The organism is Nitrosomonas sp., from assembly GCF_022842015.1.
Classification (GTDB): domain Bacteria; phylum Pseudomonadota; class Gammaproteobacteria; order Burkholderiales; family Nitrosomonadaceae; genus Nitrosomonas.
This window is the reverse complement of record NZ_JALHQJ010000056.1, coordinates 1-21,142: the sequence shown is the minus strand read 5'-3', so window position 1 is coordinate 21,142 and position 21,142 is coordinate 1. Positions and strand designations below refer to the sequence as shown.

The 21,142-nt window shown below is 43.3% G+C and carries 17 protein-coding genes, 2 pseudogenes and 1 riboswitch; of the genes and pseudogenes, 16 read left to right on the top strand and 3 right to left on the bottom strand.

Features of this window, described 5'->3' with window-relative positions:
• The coding region (locus Q0C11_RS10820) for a PQQ-dependent sugar dehydrogenase (protein WP_293007850.1) at window positions 1-1,631 on the bottom strand (1,631 nt) is incomplete at its 3' end.
• 316 nt (window positions 1,632-1,947) lie between these two features.
• Between Q0C11_RS10820 and Q0C11_RS10815 the strand changes: the two genes are divergently transcribed.
• Window positions 1,948-3,372, top strand: coding sequence for a glutamate--cysteine ligase (locus tag Q0C11_RS10815; RefSeq protein WP_293007848.1), 1,425 nt, complete (start codon window positions 1,948-1,950; stop codon window positions 3,370-3,372).
• A gap of 2 nt (window positions 3,373-3,374) precedes the next feature.
• Window positions 3,375-4,394, top strand: a complete 1,020-nt coding sequence (locus Q0C11_RS10810) for a M14 family metallopeptidase (RefSeq protein ID WP_293007846.1) — start codon at window positions 3,375-3,377, stop codon at window positions 4,392-4,394.
• Between the two features lie 62 nt (window positions 4,395-4,456).
• Here Q0C11_RS10810 and Q0C11_RS10805 read toward each other — a convergent pair whose 3' ends face one another.
• Window positions 4,457-5,572: a transglutaminase family protein gene (locus Q0C11_RS10805; RefSeq protein ID WP_293007844.1), complete on the bottom strand. Its 1,116-nt coding sequence runs from the start codon at window positions 5,570-5,572 to the stop codon at window positions 4,457-4,459.
• Between the two features lie 91 nt (window positions 5,573-5,663).
• Between Q0C11_RS10805 and Q0C11_RS10800 the strand changes: the two genes are divergently transcribed.
• The 14 genes and pseudogenes from Q0C11_RS10800 to Q0C11_RS10735 form a co-directional block, all read left to right on the top strand.
• Window positions 5,664-6,377 carry a dienelactone hydrolase family protein gene (locus Q0C11_RS10800; protein WP_293007842.1) on the top strand — a complete coding sequence of 238 codons (714 nt, stop codon included), beginning with the start codon at window positions 5,664-5,666 and terminating at the stop codon, window positions 6,375-6,377.
• Window positions 6,378-6,650: 273 nt separating this feature from the next.
• Window positions 6,651-7,814: a methionine adenosyltransferase gene (gene metK / locus Q0C11_RS10795; RefSeq protein WP_293007840.1), complete on the top strand. Its 1,164-nt coding sequence runs from the start codon at window positions 6,651-6,653 to the stop codon at window positions 7,812-7,814.
• A 58-nt stretch (window positions 7,815-7,872) separates the two neighbouring features.
• A riboswitch (S-adenosyl-L-homocysteine riboswitch) is annotated at window positions 7,873-7,949 on the top strand.
• Window positions 7,950-7,965: 16 nt separating this feature from the next.
• Window positions 7,966-9,399: an adenosylhomocysteinase gene (gene ahcY / locus Q0C11_RS10790; RefSeq protein WP_293007838.1), complete on the top strand. Its 1,434-nt coding sequence runs from the start codon at window positions 7,966-7,968 to the stop codon at window positions 9,397-9,399.
• Between the two features lie 128 nt (window positions 9,400-9,527).
• A complete protein-coding gene (gene metF, locus Q0C11_RS10785; RefSeq protein WP_293007836.1) occupies window positions 9,528-10,385 on the top strand; it encodes a methylenetetrahydrofolate reductase [NAD(P)H] in 858 nt (285 codons plus the stop codon).
• Window positions 10,386-10,556: 171 nt separating this feature from the next.
• Window positions 10,557-11,246, top strand: coding sequence for a hypothetical protein (locus Q0C11_RS10780; RefSeq protein ID WP_293007834.1), 690 nt, complete (start codon window positions 10,557-10,559; stop codon window positions 11,244-11,246).
• 93 nt (window positions 11,247-11,339) lie between these two features.
• Window positions 11,340-12,200 carry a bifunctional methylenetetrahydrofolate dehydrogenase/methenyltetrahydrofolate cyclohydrolase FolD gene (gene folD, locus Q0C11_RS10775; RefSeq protein WP_293007832.1) on the top strand — a complete coding sequence of 287 codons (861 nt, stop codon included), beginning with the start codon at window positions 11,340-11,342 and terminating at the stop codon, window positions 12,198-12,200.
• 37 nt (window positions 12,201-12,237) lie between these two features.
• Entirely contained in the window at window positions 12,238-14,898 is a 2,661-nt protein-coding gene (aceE, locus tag Q0C11_RS10770) for a pyruvate dehydrogenase (acetyl-transferring), homodimeric type (RefSeq protein ID WP_293007830.1), read from the top strand.
• Window positions 14,899-14,990: 92 nt separating this feature from the next.
• Window positions 14,991-16,310, top strand: a complete 1,320-nt coding sequence (gene aceF / locus Q0C11_RS10765) for a dihydrolipoyllysine-residue acetyltransferase (protein ID WP_293007828.1) — start codon at window positions 14,991-14,993, stop codon at window positions 16,308-16,310.
• A 30-nt stretch (window positions 16,311-16,340) separates the two neighbouring features.
• The gene (gene nadD / locus Q0C11_RS10760) at window positions 16,341-17,018 is read left to right on the top strand and encodes a nicotinate-nucleotide adenylyltransferase (protein WP_293007826.1); all 678 of its coding nucleotides are present in this window, start codon (window positions 16,341-16,343) and stop codon (window positions 17,016-17,018) included.
• Complete coding sequence (gene rsfS, locus Q0C11_RS10755) at window positions 17,015-17,341, top strand: ribosome silencing factor (RefSeq protein ID WP_293007824.1); 327 nt, start codon at window positions 17,015-17,017, stop codon at window positions 17,339-17,341. The genes nadD and rsfS overlap by 4 nt, the downstream gene beginning before the upstream one ends.
• Window positions 17,342-17,374: 33 nt before the next feature.
• Entirely contained in the window at window positions 17,375-17,845 is a 471-nt protein-coding gene (gene rlmH, locus Q0C11_RS10750) for a 23S rRNA (pseudouridine(1915)-N(3))-methyltransferase RlmH (RefSeq protein WP_293007822.1), read from the top strand.
• Between the two features lie 109 nt (window positions 17,846-17,954).
• Window positions 17,955-18,572, top strand: a complete 618-nt coding sequence (locus tag Q0C11_RS10745) for a nucleoside triphosphate pyrophosphatase (RefSeq protein WP_293007820.1) — start codon at window positions 17,955-17,957, stop codon at window positions 18,570-18,572.
• 254 nt (window positions 18,573-18,826) lie between these two features.
• A complete protein-coding gene (gene rng, locus Q0C11_RS10740) occupies window positions 18,827-20,281 on the top strand; it encodes a ribonuclease G (protein WP_293007818.1) in 1,455 nt (484 codons plus the stop codon).
• Between the two features lie 258 nt (window positions 20,282-20,539).
• Window positions 20,540-20,881, top strand: a pseudogene (locus Q0C11_RS10735) (transposase); the annotation flags it as partial.
• A gap of 148 nt (window positions 20,882-21,029) precedes the next feature.
• Here the strand turns inward: Q0C11_RS10735 and Q0C11_RS10730 are convergent.
• A pseudogene (locus tag Q0C11_RS10730) lies at window positions 21,030-21,142 on the bottom strand (IS1595 family transposase); the annotation flags it as partial.

Here is a 21,142-nt window from a genome sequence, read left to right as displayed (position 1 = left end):
TGACCGTTGGCATCGGTAATATTGACAAAGGTAAGATTGAGCTTACCAGAGGACTGATCGAAGGTGGCGCTATCGTCACGAAAGCGATCGGCTAATATCTCAGCATCCATTAGCTCAAAACGCATCGGATCGCTCCCTGGAACATGCTGCAAGCGAGCGCGATAAATAGTGCTTCCGCCATCCGCCAGAAAGACGTTGATTGCAGGTATTTCGAGTAAATTACCTTCAAAGCTGGCGTTGGGAATCAGTTTGTACACCGCGCCCGTGGTTCCAAAAGGCGTGCCTGTGGTATTGCCTAGCACATAGAGTTCGCCATCGCCATCTTGTCCGAAACCAAGCACCCAAAAACCGGGTTGATCGCGACCGGTCAGGTCTAATTCCAGAATTTTACTGCCATCAGAATAAAAAATCCGACCATCGCTATTGCCGGTTCTGGCGGTATCGCCAAATACATATTTTCCTTGCAGGGCAGGAATGGCATTGCCGCGATAGACAACCCCCCCAATGATGGCGATACCTTCGTCATGATCATATTGAATCACCGGATCGATGAGGTTCCCTGCTACGGTGCCGTCGGTTACAAAACCTGCGTCAGTGCCATTGGGTTCAAAGCGGAAACTACCTTCTTTCAACCCCCAACCGTAATTCCCTCCGGGTTGAACCAGATTAACTTCTTCAATATCGTTCTGCCCAACATCGGCAAGCACCAGCGCGCCAGTCAGCGAATCAAAAGAAAATCGGAACGGGTTTCGAAAGCCGTAGGCATAAGTTTCTGGCAGTATGGTATCCGAACCTACAAAAGGATTGTCAGCCGGTATGCCGTACTTTCCGTTGCTTGAATTATTTCCCAATGGATCGATTCTGAGTAAACTGCCCAAGGGATTGCTGGGGTTTTGTCCATTGCCATCGGCGCCATGGCCAATCATCAGGCCGTCAATAAAATTCTGACCATCACGATCATCGGCTCCGCCCCCGTCGCCTAGTGCAATATACAACATGCCATCCGGACCAAAATTCAGCGCGCCGCCATTGTGATTGAATTGAGGTTGATCAATGGTCAATAACGTACGAGTCTCTTGTGCTTCGGGATCCGGACCAATATTGGAGAAATTGAGTTTCCATTCTCGGATGACCGAGCGATGGTTGGGGCTGGCACCAGTTGGTATGGTGGAAAAATCACTGGTATCTCCGGCGGATTCTGAAGTATAAGTATACAAAATTTCATTCGTGGCATACTGAGGGTGAAAAGCAAAGCCGAGAAAGCCGCGTTCGTCAAATGAATCATTACCAGAAATTCCCAATGGAACTAGCAAGCTGGAGAAATCCATAAAAATCTTATCGCCACTTGTCAAATCGATACGCCACAATTTTCCGGTTTGATCATTTATGTACAAGCGCTCAGAATCACCTGGGGCAGAAAACGCCGAATTGGGTGCAGTCAAACCGGTCGCGATTTGTTTCAACCGTAAGCGAATAGAACCTTTCTGAATTGCTTCCGGGATTGGATTGTCTAGACGTTCTCCAGAAGAATTTACTGCAACTTCGGCAGTGTTTAGAGTTGTATTGATTGCTAATCCACTGGTTGCAATGCCCAGCAACAATAAAATTGATATTGCATAACTGAATTTCATTTTAAACCTTTCGCAGAAGAAATTCAGTTTGCAGATTATTAAGTTGACCATTTCTCGAATACCATTAAGTTAACGTGATGACAACAGTTTTACTATAAAAGAAAATGGTTGTCTCTTAAAAAGAGAATTTTAGCCTGAGATTATCATCATCATTACTGATTTGAACTTTCCAAGCAGTTGTCATCAGGCGGAATCACGGCAGAGTGATCGTTTTTGACCTGGCTAGCAATCTTTGCTACATTGCTTTCTGGTGATGAAATCGTCATCTTGCGTGTATTTGTTTTCGATGGATTCACACCTTTTATGGACTTCACAGATGGGCCAAGAGATTTCCCAGACGCATTTTAATGAACAAACCTTTAAAGAATATAATTGCCGTTTGTTGAATGAAGCAGAATTGCTGAAGACCCAGTTAGAAAAAAGATGTTTTTCGAATATTGGTGAAATTTGCGGATATGAGCTGGAATTCTGGCTGGTCGATCATAATTATTTCCCGTCTCCAATTAACCAAGCTTTTTTGACTCGCCTTAACAATCCTTTGGTGGTACCAGAGCTTTCTTGTTTCAATGCAGAACTCAATGGAGCTCCATTGCCGCTAAGTGGGGATGTGCTATCGGTAATTTCCAAGGAGCTCAATCAAAACTGGCAGCAATGTCAGGAAGTTGCACATGAAATGGATAGCATGTTAATGATAATTGGGATCTTGCCCACTATACGGCAAAAGGATCTGAGTCTTGCTAATATGTCCGATCTTAAGCGTTATCGCGCGTTAAATGAACAGGTAGTGATGCAGCGGGTAGGCAGGCCACTTCGTATTCGTATTAAGGGGCGTGAAAATCTGGATATCCATCATCCGGATGTGATGATGGAAGCGGCTGCAACATCGTTTCAGCTTCACTTACAAAGCGCTCAACGCGATGCAGTTCGTTATTTCAATGCATCCATCATAGCGGCGGGGCCTTTGCTGGCTGTGGCAGGAAATTCTCCGTTCTTGTTTGGCACCGACTTATGGGATGAAACACGCATACCATTATTTGAGCAATCGGTCGAAATCGTTGATGAAGCAAATTTTGAAAATCATCGCGTCAGCTTTGGGCAAGATTACGCGCGAGAATCTTTGTTTGAGTGTTTTGCACATAATATTGCAACGCACCCGGTCTTGCTTCCTATGCTAATGGATACCCCGCCCCAACAGTTTGAACACCTGAGACTGCACAACGGAACCATCTGGCGTTGGATTAGGCCTTTGATTGGTTTTGATCCTGATGGTACTCCGCATTTACGGATTGAACAGCGCGTATTACCTGCCGGTCCGACCATCGTCGACATGATGGCAAATGCGGCTTTATATTTTGGGCTGGCTCATTTTCTCGCGAATATGAATGATACGCCCGAATCCCGACTTAGTTTTAAGCGGGCGCGCACTAATTTTTATGCCGCGGCACGTGAAGGATTGCATGCACAGATGGGATGGTGGAATGAAAGTGTCACTGATGCAAAAACATTGTTGCTGGAGGAAATTTTACCTATGGCGCGACAAGGTCTAAGGAGTTTGAAAGTTGATACAACCGACATTGATCATTATCTAGGCATTATCGAAAGGCGGACACAGTCTGGCCAAACCGGTGCTGTTTGGCAGCGCGCTTATCGTCAAAAACATCAGGCAGACAATCTGCAACTTGTTGCTGCGTATCTTGAGAGACAGCGCAATGGTGCACCTGTGCATGAGTGGGGAATATAAGCATGTTGACTGAGTTGAATAGTTTGCCGGAGGGTTTGCTGCAAGTTGAAGCTACAGAGCTGCATACCATTTTACCCGGCCCAACCTTGATTCACCTTCCTGGACGTCGGGATGCACCATTATTTGTATCCATTTTGCTCCATGGCAATGAAGATACCGGGTTAAAAGCGATGCAGGAAGTATTAAAGAAATATCAAAATGCTTCTTTGCCGCGTGCACTTTCACTTTTTGTTGGCAATGTCGATGCTGCGCGTCAAGGTGTGCGACGTCTGGAAAAACAATTGGACTATAACCGAATCTGGCCAGCAGGAAGAGATGATAAGGCTCCAGAACATCGCATGACGCAGAAGGTGACAGAAATAATGGCGCAGCGTGGCGTATTTGCAAGCATTGATATCCATAATAACAGTGGATTAAATCCTCACTACGCGTGTATTAATCGTTTGGATAATGCCTTTTTGCACTTGGCAACCATGTTTTCACGCATCGTTGTATATTTTACTTCTCCTAAGGGAGTTCAGTCTGAAGCCTTTGCTTGCCTTTGTCCGGCAGTGACCTTGGAATGCGGGAAACCTGGAGGAAAAAGTGGCGTGGATCATGCCGCAGTTTTTGTCGAAGGCGCATTACATCTGTCTGATTTCCCAAAGTATCCAGTTGCCAAACACGATCTTGACTTGTTTCATAGTGTCGCTGTGGTTACTGTGCCGGAAACTGTTAGTTTAAGCATTGGCGCCGGCGTATCCGATTTGTGTTTGGAAGAACATATTGATCAATACAATTTTCGTGAATTAAAGACGGGTACACGGCTGGGGCGCGTGACAGATGAGAATTTAATACCGCTTTGTACCCGCAACGCTGCTGATCTTGATATCAGCGATTATTATTTTGAAATCAAAGCGGGAGAGTTAATAACTCGGCGTCCTGTCATGCCCGCTATGCTTACGCGAGATACCAGGATTATTCGCCAAGACTGCTTATGCTATTTGATGGAACGCTTGGGAACGCTTCCGATTGAAGCCTGATATGATTTTTGTAGCAGGGCCTAGTTGCTCAGATCGGAACGTTGGCAGTAATGTCAGGGTGTTTAAAACTTGACGCCTGTTCCAACGAGCTCTGCAGAAGTGATTTTGTACGAAAAATTCTCATGATCCAGATTATCCAGCAATTTTCCATCAATTTCTGCGTGTGGGTACATGAAGAAAGGAAGTTTTCCAGAACTATTAGGACTAAGCGCTAGATCTTCGGCATGATTAAATGCCAGCCAATTCATTTCCCAGGCACCGAAGAATTTTTCTCTGAGTTGAACAATTTTTGGATCATCCAGTGCCAAGTTACCTAGTTTTGATACTTGCAGGACATCGGACGGATTGACCGGTATCCAACCACGTCCTGCTAGAAAAAATTCCGCACGACAATGCTGAGATTGACTGATATCACCATATTGCCCGATACTATCATGTAAATCCGAATCGTTGATGCGGATTCCATACTGGTTCCGTGCTGGAATATCGGCTGCTTTTACAAGTGCGACAAACAACGAATTGAGATCAACACATTTTCCACTGAGCTCACTCTTTTCGAGCATGTATGTAACATTGCCTTGCCCACGTCCACGAGTGTTTTCATCATATTGCGTATTATCGATTATCCAGTCATAAATAGCTCTGGCTTGCTCTAATGGAGTCGCGACATTTTTCTCCTTGAGAATTGAGTGTGCAGTTTCACGCACAATGCCATTAGTTTGTTTCAATTGGGTTGGATTAATATAATTCCTGATACTATTCGGTAATGCCGGGCTTTTGTTTTCCGGGTAAAGTGTTGGATCAATAGCGTGATGTACCGTTTTGACAATGCAGTTGACAGTGACATGCCGCTGATCGCTCTGTTGTTTACCATGCCACACGGCATTGAATATGGGAAATGGGTCTGCGCCTAATGTAGAAAATGAAGCTTTAGTCGCATTGCCATACCAGTTGTTACCTTGAGTAAATTGAAAAGCAGTGTCGGAGTCGTTGTTGTCGGGCAATGGAAGCCATAAGTGAGCAGATTTGCCGCTAGCTGGAAGCACAATTTGGTAGGATATGCGATAACTGGTCCATTTGCTGTAATCGGAAGAGAGTAATTGCGTCGCGATGGAAGGTGAAGCAGAAAGCGACAGTGCACTGGTTCCGAATAGTTTTATAAAGTCTCTGCGTCTCATAGCTTCCTTTGTGCTTAACACTTAAAATTAAGTTGAGCAAATTCTATCCTATCAATTTATTATGTCAATGTGATAAGAGTTATTGTTTTACATGATAGCAAATACAACTAATTTTTTACCTGCCGTTGAAATTGAAACAAATCCTAACCCCATCTATGCCATTATTTGGTTACATGGACTGGGTGCCGATGGGAATGACTTCGTGCCCATTGTCAATGAGTTGGGGTTATTAGCCGAGAAGCCGATTCGATTTGTTTTTCCACATGCACCGGAACGTCCAGTCAGCATAAATGGTGGATATATTATGCGTGCTTGGTATGATATTTTTTCTTCTGATTTTAGTTGTCATCAAGATGAGCAGGGTATCCGTGGTTCGCAAGTTGCAATAACTGCTTTGATTGAGAGGGAAATGCAGCGCGGTATTTTAGCAAAAAATATTTTTCTGGCAGGATTTTCTCAAGGAGGAGCTCTTGCGTTGCATGTCGGGTTGCGTCATCCTTTACCATTGGGTGGAGTTGTTGCGTTATCATGCTACCTGCCGCTTGCTGAAACTTTTGCGACAGAGGTCAGTGTAATAAATGCTGCGATACCCATATTCATGGCACATGGTAGTTCTGATAGGGTAATCCCTATCGCACATGCGATTGCTTCGAAAGAAAAGTTACGCACCGCTAATTATCGAATCGAGTGGCATGAGTATCCAATGGCACACTCCGTGTGTGGAGAGGAGATTGTCGATATCAGCAATTGGTTAGAGCGCGTTATGAATGATGGTTATCAGGATGCCGATCAAAGCCAAGTTTAAATGCATCTGTGAAACCGAACATAGATTATATATTATCGTTGTGATTGACTGAATCCAAAAATGCAATCAGGTATACTTAACAGGCTGTTGGAAAACGTTCTCAAAGAAATCGATACAAAGTAAGAGTGGGTATAAGAAGCGCTGTTTATATTTGATGAATGTGCTGCGTTTTGTACCCGCATATTTTTTTATGCCGTACGGCGATGTAGAGAGTTTCTCAACCACCTTCCTTCAATGTTGTACCACTTTTCAAAATTTTAATTATCATAAACTATGAGTGAATATCTTTTTACGTCGGAATCTGTTTCTGAAGGACACCCTGATAAGGTTGCTGATCAAATTTCAGATGCTGTATTGGATGCGATTCTGAGTCAAGACGCTAATGCGCGAGTCGCATGTGAGACGCTATGCAGTACTGGCTTAATTGTATTATCGGGTGAGATAACTACGCACGCTTCTGTGGATTACAATATTATTGCACGTGAGACGGTCAAAAATATTGGTTATACTAGTTCAAATATAGGATTTGATTCAACTACTTGTGCGGTTCTGACTGCTTTTAATAAACAATCTCCGGATATTGCTCAAGGCGTCAATCGATCGGAAGAAGAAGAAATGGAGCAAGGTGCAGGTGATCAGGGTTTGATGTTTGGATTTGCTTGCGACGAAACGCCACAGTTAATGCCGATGCCTATTTTTTATGCGCATCGCTTAGTTGAACGGCAAGCTGAACTAAGAAAGAAGGGGCAATTGGCTTGGTTGCGTCCGGATGCTAAATCGCAAGTGTCAGTACGATACCAAAACGATAAACCACAGAGTATTGAAACTGTCGTAATTTCAACTCAGCATGATCCGGATATTTCGCACCAAACATTGACTGAAGCGGTGATTGAAGAAATTATTAAACCTGCATTGCCGTCTGAATTGATCAATAATCGTATTAAGTATTTGGTCAATCCAACCGGGCGTTTTGTTGTTGGTGGTCCGATGGGTGATTGTGGATTAACCGGACGAAAAATTATTGTTGATAGTTATGGTGGTTCGGCGCATCACGGTGGCGGTGCTTTTTCAGGAAAAGATCCATCCAAAGTTGATCGATCAGCAACTTATGCTGGGCGTTATGTCGCAAAGAATATTGTGGCTGCCGGAATTGCCAGTAAATGTGAAGTGCAAGTTGCCTATGCTATCGGTGTTGCACGGCCCGTTTCGCTAATGGTCAATACATTTGGTACTGGCAAGATAGCTGATGAAAAGATTGGGCAATTAATAGAAAAGCATTTTGATTTGCGTCCTCGGGCTATAATTCATGCGCTTCATCTACTACGACCAATCTACGCGAAGACTGCGGCGTATGGGCATTTTGGGCGTGAACTCCCTGAATTTACTTGGGAGGCCACGGATAAGGCTGCGCAATTACGCATCGATGCTGGGTTATAAATTTTAGTTATATTCTCATTTTTCGTTTTTATTAATAAGGCTTAATCAATTCTTCCCCTGTGGTGAGGAGCGCTGCAACGGTTTGTTCCGTGAGGCTCATCATGGCGGGTACAGTTACAACGGCGCTCGTTCATACTTTGAGGAGATAATTATGAACGCTGTGCTTAATCCCGACGGTAGCTTTTTTACTGACTATAAAATTGCTGATATCTCATTGGCAGAGTGGGGACGTAAAGAAATAGCGATCGCCGAGACAGAAATGCCAGGTTTAATGGCATTGCGCAATGAGTATGCAAATCAGAAACCACTGGCAGGTGCATGCATTGCAGGTTCTTTGCATATGACAATCCAAACTGCTGTATTAATTGAAACATTAGTGGCGTTAGGTGCAGAAGTACGTTGGGCGTCCTGTAATATTTTTTCCACTCAGGATCATGCAGCTGCAGCTATTGCCGCTCAAAATATTCCGGTTTTTGCCTATAAGGGTGAATCTTTAAGTGATTATTGGGAATATGCTCATCAGATCTTTGAGTGGTCGGTTGATGGACAATCACATGGCGCCAATATGATTCTGGATGATGGTGGCGATGCCACACTATTGCTCATTCTGGGCGCTAAAGCTGAGAGAGATCCTGCGGTGATCGCAAATCCGGGCAATGAAGAAGAAACAGCTTTGTTTGCTTCAATTAAAAACAAATTGGCTTCACGGCCTAACTGGTATTCAACGAATCTTGCTAGGATACGAGGCGTAACAGAAGAAACCACGACTGGGGTGCATCGATTATACGAAATGCATAAAAACGGAACGCTGCCGTTTCCGGCATTTAATGTGAACGATTCTGTCACCAAGTCAAAGTTTGATAATCTTTATGGTTGTAGAGAATCGTTGGTTGATGGCATCAAGCGGGCAACAGATGTAATGATTGCCGGAAAAATTGCTGTGGTTTGCGGCTATGGAGATGTCGGTAAAGGTTGCGCACAGTCGTTACGCGGTTTGGGAGCAACGGTATGGATTACCGAGATTGATCCTATTTGCGCGTTACAAGCAGCAATGGAAGGCTATCGCGTTGTTACGATGAACGATGTCTGTGATCAGGCGGATATTTTTGTGACTGCAACGGGTAATCTGCGCGTAATCACGCATGATCATATGTTGAAGATGAAGGATCAGGCAATAATCTGCAATATTGGCCATTTTGACTCGGAAATCGATATTGCTTCTATTCAGAAATATGAATGGGAGAATATCAAACCGCAAGTCGATCATGTGATTTTCCCGACGGGGCGACGTATTATTGTGCTGGCTCAGGGCAGATTGGTTAATCTGGGATGCGGCACGGGACATCCATCTTTTGTTATGTCCAGTTCATTTACTAATCAGGTATTAGCGCAAATGGAGTTGTGGCAGAATGGCGCGAATTACCAAAGGAGTGTATATGTTCTGCCGAAACGACTGGATGAAAAAGTTGCGCGATTGCATATAGGTAAGCTTGGAGTGAAACTTACAGAACTGACGGAAGAACAAGCAAAATATTTGGGCCTGGATAAGGAAGGTCCATACAAGCCTGAAATGTATCGATATTAATTATTAGAGCAGAAGTACAATTGACTTTTTTGATTGGATTATTCCTCTCTCTGATAGAAGTCATATAAAATCAGCATGATAAGTATTAGTGTCAATAGTGTTAATCCTCAATTCATAGACTTGTATCGATGGAATCACAAAAAAAATTTTCTCCAACCTTCAGTTTTGAGCTTTTCCCGCCACAAACTCCACAAGGTATCGAAAAATTACGGCTTACACGTCAGCAGTTGGCACAATTTAATCCCAAATTTTTTTCGGTAACCTTTGGTGCAGGTGGATCTACGCGCGAGCGGACATTTGAAACAGTACTCGAAATTCAATCGGAAGGACATGTGGTTGCGCCTCATCTATCTTGCATCGGTTCAACGCAGCAAAATATTCGAATAATTCTCCAAAAATATTATGAACTCGGTATCCGGCATATTGTTGCTCTACGAGGTGATCTGCCGTCGGGAATGGCGCAAGCTGGAGAATTTCGTTATGCCAGTGAGCTGGTTGCCTTCATTCGGCAAGAATTTGGCTCGTCATTTCATATTGAGGTGGCCGCATATCCAGAATACCACCCGCAAGCTCGATCTGCGCAAACGGATTTCGAGAATTTTAAGCGTAAAATTGATACGGGAGCAAATTCGGCGATTACCCAGTATTTTTATAGCGCTGATGCCTATTTTCATTTTGTTGATTCTTGTGAGGCAGCGGGGTTAGATATTCCGATAGTGCCTGGAATTATGCCGATTAATAAATTCTCTCAGCTTGTCAGATTTTCCGATACTTGTGGCGCTGAGATTCCCCGGTGGATTCGCAAGAAGCTAGAAGGGTATAGCGATGATAGCGCATCGATTCAAGCATTCGGTTTGGATGTTGTGACGAATCTCTGTGAGCGCTTATTAAAAGCAGGCGCGCCCGGATTACATTTTTATACATTAAATTCAGCCAATCTAACCTCCATTATTTGGCAGCGGTTGAGTCTTCAAGAAAATGTTTAGTAATTAGCATCCCTTTCTTTCATCTAATCAGAGAGTAATATAATCTTTAGGGAATTAGGCTCAAATTGTGCATCAGCAATGCATTCGGAATGATCTTTTTCCTGTTTGGGCAAGCCAGTATATAATATACATCAATGTTCTGATTAAAATAAAAAAGTACGAGGTTATGAAATGAATGAGAAAAATACCACTGCCGATAAGCCGGTTGTGGAAACGCCAGTATCAGAGATTGTCACTTCAGATGTTTCGACAGTGGATGCATGTATCGTACATGCTAAAGAAGTTAAGGCCACACAGCTTGAGCTGATAGCAAGCAAGAATTATGACTTTGCGCCAGAATTTTATGAAATGACAATTCAACTGTACTTATTCGGTGCAATGTGGAAATTTGCAGAAAACTTAGGGAACGCCGAGGATGCGCGTGAATTAGCTTTTGCAGCATTACAAGCGATGCTAATTCAAGACGGATTGCTTCAGCAGAAAGCGGTCAAGCGTATTGATTTTCTGAGAAAAATGTCCAAGCTGGAAGATGATCACAATGCTTTGGCGGTAGCCATTGGTTATGAATCTGAGATGGGCGACAATAGTTTGGCTGAAGTATTTGATCATTATATTGACGATACGCAAGTTTCTGGCACCTTCTGGCGATTGTATGACCGCGGTCGAAAAATAATGCTTTATGGTGGTTTGTTGATAGCCTTTCTGGTAATTTGGTTTGTAACCTTGTTTATGCCAGGAAATAGCACGATTGCAATTCTTGCGGCAGGACTTATTGCGGCAGCGCTTTTTGTTATACCGGTATTTTTGATCGGCATCTTTGTGTATCGTGTAAAAATTAAAAAAGCAAGACAAATCAATTAATTCTGGAGCATAGTTGTTAATAAGTATGCTTCATTTTTTCTAATGTATAGCATTAAATTCACCGTAATGGATCAACTGGCTGCTGACAAATAGATGGGTACTCATATTCTTGATGGCAAGAAAGTAGCAGAATTGGTGCGTGCTGAATGGAAAATTCGTGCTGATAAGCTCGTTCAGTCGGGCGTAAAGCCAGGATTGGCCGTAATTATTGTTGGCAACAATGCGGCATCCGCAATTTATGTTAGGAATAAAATCAAAGCATGTGGCGAGATTGGCATTTATTCTGAAGTACATAGCTTTCCAGAGAATGCAGCGCAGGATGAAGTCCTGGCGTGTATTGAATCGCTCAATGAGAATCCACATATCCACGGTATTCTAGTCCAATTGCCGCTTCCAGCGCATTTTGAAAATAATCGCGTCATAACCTCTATTGCCACTGAGAAAGATGTGGATGGTTTTCATCTCTATAACGTAGGCGCATTAGTTACTGGGAATACCGTATTCTCACCCTGTACTCCTTATGGAGTGATGGTAATGCTGGAAAAGAATCATATTCCAATAGAAGGTCAGCACGCAGTAGTGGTTGGGCGTAGCAATATTGTTGGAAAACCGATGGCGTTTATGCTATTAGAGCAAGGCGCTACAGTTACTATCTGCACTTCGAGAACACGTGATTTGTCGCAATTTACTAAAAATGCTGATATTTTGGTAGTCGCAACAGGGAAACCATGCATGATTACTGCTAAAATGGTAAAACCAGGGGCTGTGGTTGTGGATGTAGGCATTAATCGATTGTCGGATGGTAAGCTCTGCGGCGATGTCGATTTTGAATCTGTCAAAGAGATTGCCAGTTACATTACACCAGTTCCTGGTGGGGTAGGGCCGATGACAATTACCATGTTGTTGTGCAATACCATCTTGGCTGCGGAGCGTGCTCAAGCAAGTATTAAGTAATTTTAAGCCAATTAACCTTTAATGAGTGTCCTTGGAAATGGAATTACAACCCGATATTGATCCGCAGGAAACACAGGAGTGGTTGGATGCACTAGATTCAGTTATTGCCAATGTCGGCGGGGAACGTGCTCACTTTCTGTTGGAAAAGCTGATTGAAAAAGCACGTCGCTCGGGCGCTTATTTACCTTATAGCGCCAGAACTGCTTATATCAACACGATCCCGACTGGCAAAGAAGCGCATTCACCAGGTAATAACGCAATCGAACACAGAGTTCGTTCGTATGTTCGCTGGAATGCCATGGCAATGGTGCTGCGCGCCAATAGAGAAACCAATGTTGGTGGACATATAGCGAGTTTTGCATCAGCAGCAACGCTCTACGATGTCGGTTACAATCACTTCTGGCATGCACCGTGTGAAACTCACGGTGGAGATTTAGTTTATGTGCAGGGGCATTCCTCCCCAGGTGTTTATGCGTATGCATTTCTGTCTGGAGAATTAAGTCAGGATCAGCTGGATAATTTTCGTCAAGAAGCCGGCGGAAAGGGCTTGTCTTCTTACCCGCATCCTTGGTTAATGCCCACTTTCTGGCAATTCCCAACTGTTTCTATGGGTTTAGGCCCGTTAATGGCGATTTATCAAGCACGATTCATGAAATACCTTGGTAGTCGGGAAATGGTTAACACTGCAGGACGGAAAATCTGGGCATTCATGGGCGATGGTGAAATGGACGAGCCCGAATCGCTCGGTGCAATTTCATTGGCATCCCGTGAGAGTTTGGATAATCTCATTTTTGTAGTTAACTGTAATCTTCAGCGCCTGGATGGACCGGTGCGGGGAAATGGCAAAATTATCCAGGAGTTGGAAGGTGCATTTCGGGGTGCTGGTTGGAATGTGATCAAAGTGATTTGGGGATCCTATTGGGATCCTTTGTTAGCTAAGGATACTAAAGGCTTATTGCAGAAACGCATGATGGAATGCGTAGATGGGGAATATCAGAACTTTAAGTCGCGTGATGGCGCATACGTGCGTAAGCACTTTTTTGGAAAATACCCTGAGTTATTGGAAATGGTTGCCAATATGTCGGATGACGATATCTGGCGGTTAAATCGGGGCGGACATGATCCCTATAAAGTTTATGCAGCTTATGCAGCGGCGGTAAAACATACTGGTCAACCTACGGTGATACTCGCTAAAACTATTAAAGGGTATGGTATGGGTGAAGCTGGGGAAGCGCAAAACATTACGCATCAGCAGAAAAAGATGGGAACCACATCACTAAAAGCTTTTCGTAATCGTTTTGGTTTGGATATTCCGGATGACAAGATAGACGAAGTACCTTATCTCACTTTTGCTAAAGATTCTGCGGAAAACGTTTATATGCAAGAGCGACGTAAAGCGTTGGGTGGTGCTTTTCATCGCCGTAAAACCAATGCGGAGCCATTGCAAGTGCCACCACTATCCGCCTTTGAATCATTACTGAAAGCCAGTGCAGAGGGACATGAGTCGTCAACGACCATGGCTTATGTGCGTATTCTGAATATTCTGGTCAAAGATAAAAAAGTCGGCAAGCATGTCGTACCGATTGTTGCCGATGAGTCGCGCACCTTTGGTATGGAAGGCATGTTCCGACAACTGGGAATCTGGTCATCGGTGGGTCAATTGTATACGCCGCAAGATGCCGATCAACTGATGTATTATAAAGAAGACAAGCATGGACAAATTTTGCAAGAAGGCATTTGTGAAGCGGGCGCAATGTCATCCTGGATCGCGGCTGCGACGTCTTATAGTACACATGGAATTCAGATGATTCCATTTTTTATTTTTTATTCCATGTTTGGCTTTCAGCGTGTTGGTGACTTAGCTTGGGCGGCAGGAGACATGCGTTGTCGCGGCTTTTTGCTGGGAGGAACAGCAGGTCGTACGACATTGAATGGTGAAGGGTTGCAGCATGAAGATGGACATAGTCATATCGTTGCGTCAACGATTCCTAATTGCGTATCGTATGACCCAGCATTTGCCTATGAGCTGGCTGTCATTATCCAGGATGGATTGCGCCGGATGTATCAAGAGCAAGAGGATGTTTATTACTATATTACAGTAATGAATGAAAACTACACGCATCCTGAAATGCCTGCTGGTGCTGAGAACAATATTCTGCGAGGTATGTATCTGTTCAAACCAGGAAATAAAAGCAGCAAAGGGTCACGTGTTCAATTGTTAGGGGCGGGAGCTATACTGCGCGAAGTGATCGCAGCCGCCGAAATACTCAAGCAAGAATATAATGTTGATGCCGATATCTGGGGTGTCACCAGTTTCAATGAACTACGGCGTGAGGCACTGGGTGTTATGCGTTGGAATATGTTGCACCCTACGCAACCGGCTAAACTATCCCATGTGGAAAGTTGCCTTAAAGGGCGTAAAGGGCCCGTTGTTGCGGCAACTGATTATATGAAGATTTATGCCGATCAAATTCGCGAATTTGTTCCTGGACGATATTGTGTCCTCGGAACGGATGGTTTCGGGCGTTCTGATACGCGTGAAAAATTACGGCATTTTTTTGAAGTGGATCGTTTTTATATTACCGTTGCAGCACTCAAGGCTTTGGCGGAAGAAGAGAAAATTTCAAATAAACAGGTTGCGGATGCCATAAAGAAATATGGTATTGATCCTGAGAAACCGAATCCCGCGATAAGCTGAGTTTAAAGCGAAGGCGTGAAAGAACAATTAATCGTTTAAGTTGAATCCTTGCATTATTATCTCTTTCTAGCGATGCAATTTGAGGAAAGCATGTGGCTGAATTAATAAAAGTCTTTATTCCTGATATCGGAGATTTCAAAGACGTTCCTGTTATTGAAATCCTAATTAAAGCAGGCGATGCTGTTAAAGCAGAGGATTCTCTGATTACACTGGAATCCGACAAGGCCACCATCGAGATTCCATCACCCTTTTCCGGCTTGATCAAGGAAATTCTTGTAAAACCCGGAGACAAGGTATCGGAAGGAACAGCGATTTTAACCATCGAAGATTCTGGCGATACAGAAACAGAAACAGAAACAGAAACTCCACCCCAAACTGCAACGAAAGAAAACACCCATCAGGATATCGAGGAAGTTGTGCCTGAAGTCAAACCGGACGAGGTTCAGCGAGAGCAAAATAATGCGCCACGACAGACATCGTCTACAGACAATATTTTTTCTAAGGCGTATGCCAGTCCATCAATTCGCCGTTTTGCCCGAGAGCTTGGTGTTAATCTGGAGTTAATCACAGGAAGTGGCCCTAAGCATCGTATCCTGAAAGAAGATGTACAAGCCTATGTAAAGGCAGAATTATCAAAACCTGGAAGTGGGAGTTCCGGCGCGATGCTTGATTTGCTACCATGGCCAGAAGTAAATTTCGCTAAATACGGTCCCATCGAGTTAAAGAGCCTGACACGAATCAAACAAATTTCTGGTGCCAATTTGCACCGGAATTGGGTAATGATCCCGCATGTAACTCAGTTTGATGAGGCGGATATTACTGATTTGGAAGCGTTGCGGAAAAAATCTAACGCAAATCAGAATGGCAGTAGAGTAAAATTAACTCTATTGGCATTTTTGATGAAAGCATTGATCGCATCGTTAAAGAAATTTCCGGAACTTAACGCATCGCTTGATAATAATTCAGGCAGTGAAGTCAGTTTAATCATCAAACATTACTATCATGTCGGCTTTGCAGTGGATACGAGCAATGGTTTAGTTGTGCCTGTGATTAAAGATGTCGATCAAAAAGGTATTATCGCGATTGCCGAAGAGTTAACTAAGCTATCTTCATTGGCGCGTGAGGGCAAATTAAAACCTGCTGATATGCAGGGCGCCAGTTTTACTATATCGAGTTTAGGTGGGATTGGTGGAATAGCATTCACACCGATTATCAATGCCCCTGAAGTCGCTATTTTAGGAATTTCAAGAGCTGACACTAAACCGATTTATCGAGACCATCAGTTTGTTCCACGTCTAATACTTCCTTTGTCACTTTCCTACGATCATCGCGTTATTGATGGTGCCACTGCAGCGCGTTTCACCACGCATTTGTCAGAAGTGTTGACAGATATGCGGCTTGCTTTACTATGATATATCCTAGATTTTAAAAGACTGAGCCGGGTGGAAAGTATCGATAAATTTCCTTTAATCGGGATCTATGGTGGTACATTTGATCCCATTCATTATGGTCATCTGCGTATCGCCGAAGAATTACTTAATAATACGGGTTTGAAGCGTATTATTTTTGTTCCCTCCGGTGTGCCTAGATTGCGTGTTGCCCCTGCCACATCGAGAGGTCACCGCTCAGCCATGGTGCGTTTAGCAATTCAAGATAATACTAAGTTTTCTCTTGACGAACGCGAAGTTAACCGCCCCGGTGTGAGCACAACAATTCAGTCGTTGCGTGAATTCAGGTGTGAGCTTGGTGATAATGTGGCACTTTGTTTTATTTTGGGGATTGATGCATTTGTTAAGATAGATCAATGGGCGGAATGGCAGGAATTATTTGCGCTGTGCCACATCATTTTAGTTGCCCGCCCAGGCTATGTTTCTATTAGTGAAGATAAAGCTTTATCGGCGGAGATAAGGAAAGAATTTTTATCTCGTTCTGTAATCTATGCCGGTAATCTTGAATTACAACCCAATGGTTTTATTTATACCGCCCAGACATCTTTGCTGGAAATTTCAGCATCGCAGATACGATTATTGATAAAAAACAACAAAAGTATTCGCTATTTGTTACCAGAGAATGTTGCTGATTATATTCAATCCAATCGGTTATACACCGGAGATTTATGAATTCTGAAAAGCTTATTACGGTCATTACCGATGCACTGGAGGAAATTAAAGCGCATGATATTGATGTGATTAACGTTGCAAAAATAACTTCGATGTTTGAACACATCATTATTGCCAGCGCAGATTCGACGCGCCAGACAAAATCGTTGGCGAATAATGTGCAGGAAAAAGTTAAAGCTGCTGGAGGAAATGTCTTCAGTGTGGAAGGGGAGCAGACAGGCGAATGGCTGCTGGTTGATTTGGGTGATGTGATCGTGCACATTATGTTGCCGGCCGTGCGTGAATATTACAATTTGAAAGCATTATGGTCCGAACGGAGCTAGCCTCTACCCGATCATGCACAATTTCTTTAGATTATGAAATGTTTTATACTCGCGGTCGGACACAAGATGCCCGATTGGATCAATACGGGTTATCTTGAGTATATCAAGCGCATACCGCGGGAAATTTCGGTAAATTTAATTGAAATAAAGCCGGAAAAACGTGCTGCTGGAAAACCAATTGAACAACTTCTTTGGGCAGAGTATCAGAAGATTCGTGCCGTCTTGCCGCATCATTGCCGAGTCAAAGTTTTGGATGAAGGCGGGCAACAATGGACAACAAATCGATTTGCTAATGAAATGCAAGGATGGATGAATAATGGCGATGCGATTGCCTTCGTTATTGGAGGAGCCGATGGCTTACATAGTGATATCAAACATACCACTAATGAATTGATTGCTGTATCGGAGTTTACCTTACCTCATGGACTTGTTCGGGTAGTATTGGCAGAGCAGCTCTATCGGGCCATATCCATTATCAAAAACCATCCTTACCACAGAGATTGAAAAGCAGAGATGCACTAAATTCACTTTTCTGTCGTGTTTCAGATACCATAGATAGAACGCTATTAATATTGGGATCCTGCGTTTATTAATTATAACCTTATTGATTGAAATGTTTCCTGAAAACCAAATATATCTTGCCTCAAGAAGCCCTAGAAGACGTGAATTATTGAGACAGGTTGGCGTGCGATTTAACCTTCTGATGATGCGTGAAACCTTAGGTCGTACTATTGATGTCGATGAACAGTCGCTTGAGAATGAAGCGGCTACTGACTATATTTATCGGATTACACAGTTTAAAGCTACCGAAGGTTGGAAAAGGCTGTTGCAAAGACGATTGCCGGTATTGCCTGTTTTGGTCGCGGATACCATTGTCACGATTGACGGCTGTATTTTAGGCAAGCCCAGAGATAAAATGCACGCGGAAGATATGTTAAAAACGTTATCCGGGCGATCACATCAGGTATTAACAGCCATTGGTGTTGGAGTCAAGGATAATACTCAAGTTAAATTATCAACTTCAACCGTGCGATTTCGTGAAATTGGCGAGCAGGAAATACGTCGATATCTGGAAAATAATAATATTTTAGACAAAGCGGGCGCTTATGCAATTCAGGGCGTGGCAGCTGCATTTATTGCTGAAATATCAGGCAGCTATAGTGGTATTATGGGACTTCCACTGTACGAAACTATACAATTGCTTGAAGAAGTGGGTATACAAGTTGTTTAGTTTAACAGGCTGTTGAAAAACTATCTGCATTGCTGCTGCGGTGTTAAAAACAGGTTCAAAATGCTTATTTATTTTGCAGAAATACGCTTTCTCACCTGTTTTTTGTCTTGCATCAGCTGCTTCGAAAACATTTTTAACGGCCTGTTAAATGTTTCGATAAAGATTTATCTTAGGATGTTTTGTGAAAGATGCCGTATTAATTTTTGATTTTAAAACTCAATTGCCTGGTTTCAAAAAAATAATACGTATGGGATATGAGTAACGAAATTTTAGTCAATATTACGCCACAAGAAACCAGGGTAGCCATACTTGAACAAGGCGTAACGCAAGAGCTTCATATTGAGCGGACAAGTGGGCGTGGCATTGTAGGAAATATTTATAACGGTCGTGTGAGCCGTGTATTACCCGGTATGCAATCGGCATTTGTAGATATTGGTCTTGACCGAGCGGCTTTTTTGCATGTCGCGGATATTCGCGATTCCAGGTCGGAAGATGATGCATTAAGACCGATCGAGAAGCTTCTTCACGAAGGTAATAGCATCCTGGTTCAGGTGATTAAGGATGCGATAAGCACGAAAGGCGCTCGTCTTTCTACTCAAATAAGTCTGGCTGGGCGTTTATTGGTTTATCTGCCGCAAGAATCCCATATTGGTATTTCACAACGTATTGAAGATGACAGTGAACGTGAATTGTTGCGGGAGAAGTTGCAGCAAATTCTGCCAGAGGATGAAAAAGGTGGTTACATCATCCGAACCATGGCAGAAACTGCGGATGAGAACGATCTCCGCGCAGACTTGGAATATTTGCATCGGTTGTGGCGCGACATTCAACAAAAATCTGTGACTATCTCGGCGCCCGTATTGCTTTATCAGGATTTGGATCTCAGTCATCGTGTTTTACGCGATTTTATTGATGAAGATACAGTTCGTATTCTGGTGGATTCACGTGAGAATTATCAAAGATTGGTGAAGTTTGCGCAAAGCTACATGACGTGTATCGCGGAGCGGATAACTTTGTATACCGGTGATCGACCATTATTTGATTTGTATGTGGTCGAAGATGAAATTGAAAGATCTCTGGCCAAACGAGTTAATTTAAAATCTGGCGGATATTTAATCATTGATCAAACTGAAGCGCTCACCACAATGGATGTCAATACCGGTGGCTTCATAGGTGTGCGTAATTTCGACGACACTGTGTTTAAAACCAATCTTGAGGCGGCGCAGGTCATTGCTAGGCAATTGCGTATGCGTAATCTGGGCGGAATTATTATCATTGATTTCATCGATATGGAATCTGAGGACCATAGAAATGCGGTCCTGTCTGAATTCAACAAAGCATTGATAATAGATCGTACGCGCATAACTGTTAGCGGGTTCAGTTCGCTGGGTTTAGTTGAAATGACGCGTAAGCGTACCCGCGAAAGTTTGTCGCAAGTGCTATGTGAAACTTGCCCAACTTGCCAAGGACGGGGCGAAGTTAGGACGGCACAAACCATCTGCTACGAGATTTTGCGTGAGTTACTTCGGGAATCGAGGCAATTTGATGCGAATGAATTTCGAATTCTGGCATCACAGCAAGTCATTGATTTGTTTCTTGACGAAGAATCTCAGAGTTTGGCTCAGTTGGGCGACTTCATAGCCAAGCCCATAAGTTTGCAAATTGAGGAATCCTACACACAAGAACAATATGATGTGATATTAATGTAGTAGTTTTCTGTGGAGCTCTTGGTTCGATCAGATACCAAATGAATCGAAATTTCGGCAGATATGCTGCTTCTTTAACCCCTCGACGGCGTGTTTGACAGCTTATTAGGCTTTTAGTATATTTAGTAAAATATTAATTAGTCAGCCCTGAAATATCCACAACCCCTTGATATTATGCTGGAATGCACTGATTCTTAATGCTCATAACGACCGGAAATGTTAAAATATCCAAGTGTTTTCTGGTCGAAATGGTGATTAAAAATGCTCAGACGTAGCAGTACGATTCATCAACCGAATTTGTTTGGAACAGATTTGTTGATGCAACTTGATCCCAATGATCCCTTGCTGAAGCTTGCATCAGCGATACCCTGGCAAGAATTTGAGGAATCATTTTCCATTCATTACACAGCAGCGGCAGGTGCGCCGAGTAAGCCGATCCGGCTGATGGTTGGGTTATTGATACTGAAGCAGTTAGAGAATCTGAGTGACGAATCGGTAGTATTGCAGTGGAAGCGCAATCCTTATTACCAGGCCTTTTGCGGCATGAAAGAATTCCAGCAAAAGCTGCCTTGCCATAGTACGGAGCTGGTGCATTTTCGCAAGTGCCAGATGAGCGACACCCTCAAGCTGGGCAGCTGCCCTTCCTTGTATAATTCTATCATTTCCAATTTAAAAGGATAAGATCGTGAAAAACTTGCCATCGATTACTATTACCAGCCTGGATCAAGCACGCCTTGAACGATTGTTTAGGCTATGTCACAATTAGTTGTTGAACCTGCCTTGTTTTGCCAAGAGATGCTATAAAACAAAGGATTGGTGTAATACTTTGACCGAGACGGTCAATCATTCTGTGCCATCCGAGGT